The following is a 1,166-nucleotide window of genomic DNA, read 5'->3' on the forward strand; positions in this document are numbered from 1 at the left end:
TCGTCATCAACTCTGAGGAATCATGGCGTCCCGGAGCCTGGCATTTAGGGTGACGACGATCTTTCGCATGACGGCGGCGATGGCCACCATAGGCTTTTTGCCGTTGGCGCGCAGGCGTTTGTAGAAGGCTGCGAACTCACCCTTTCCGGCTGCGGCGCACAGGGCCGGCATGTAGAGCATGCTTCTGACGTCAGGGCGTCCGCCGCGGATTTTGCGGTAGCCCCGTCTTTGGCCGCTGTCGTTGGGATGCGGCGCGACGCCGGCAAGTGCTGCGGCCTTGCGGCGGGTCATGGAACCGAGCTCGGGCAAATTGGCCAGCAGCTTGGCCGCCATGATCGGGCCGAGATTGTCCATGGCCGTGCAGATGGCTGCCCGGTGCTTGAGGGTGCTGCTGTTGGCGATCAGCTCGCGGATGGCGACCTCGATGGCCCGGATCTGATCCTCGACGGCTTTGATCACCGCCTTGAAGGAGGCGGCGAGTTCGCGGCTGCAGGGAGCCTTGGCGCGGCACTTCTCGGCGCCCTTGAAGGCGATGAGCTCCTGACGGCGGCGGACCAGGGCGCGCAAGCGCACCTCGTCGGAGTCGGGAGCCTGCCAAAGGAACAGCTTTTCCCAGCGCTCGCGGCCGTAGGCAGAAAGCATGCCGGCATCGATGGGGTCGCTCTTGCCATGCGTGCCGAAGGAACGGATGAAGCTCTTGAGCTTGAGCGTGTCGGCGCGATGGCAGGCGATGCCGGCGCGCAGGCACTCGTCGAGCAGCAGGCTCTCATACCCTCCGGTCGGCTCGCACACGACCAGGTCGATGTGCTTGTAGCGCTTGAGGAGGGCGCGGATGGCGCGCCGCTGATTGGCGATGGTGCGGGTGGCGGCGCCGTCGGCGGCGGTGATGGTGTTCTTGGCGATGTCGAAGCCAAGGCACAGCTGCGGTTGTTGATGCAGGAAGGCCATGCTGGTGGTATCCTTAAAGGGCTTCGGATTGTTTGCGGGCGTGGCTCAGGCCAGCGGCCAATCAACTCTCCAAGCGATGGCGGACAAAGACGGCAGGGACCATGATGACGTCGGGTGCTTGCCCGATCCTAGGGACGGTCGCCTGCCGCCGGGACTGCTGGCTGTGATGGGCCTGCAGTCCCGGCCGCCAAACTACCCGATCCTTCTCAAACAATCCT

At 64.7% G+C, this 1,166-nt stretch carries 2 protein-coding genes; one reads left to right on the forward strand and one right to left on the reverse strand.

The features are described from left to right. Nucleotides 1–6: 6 nt before the first annotated feature. On the reverse strand, nucleotides 7–948 hold the full coding sequence (locus RFN30_RS32230) for a transposase (RefSeq protein ID WP_320265972.1): 942 nt from the start codon (nucleotides 946–948) through the stop codon (nucleotides 7–9). Between RFN30_RS32230 and RFN30_RS32235 the strand changes: the two genes are divergently transcribed. Then, on the forward strand, nucleotides 947–1,166 hold a 220-nt coding region (locus tag RFN30_RS32235), incomplete at its 3' end, for a hypothetical protein (RefSeq protein ID WP_320265973.1). The genes RFN30_RS32230 and RFN30_RS32235 overlap by 2 nt on opposite strands.

Origin of the sequence: Mesorhizobium dulcispinae (assembly GCF_033977345.1) — a bacterium.
Taxonomy (GTDB): domain Bacteria; phylum Pseudomonadota; class Alphaproteobacteria; order Rhizobiales; family Rhizobiaceae; genus Mesorhizobium; species Mesorhizobium dulcispinae.

What these genes read in the sequence shown, in the direction of transcription:
- RFN30_RS32230 (WP_320265972.1), bottom strand. Translation starts at nt 948, where the DNA reads ATGGCCTTCCTGCATCAACAACCGCAGCTGTGCCTTGGCTTCGACATC.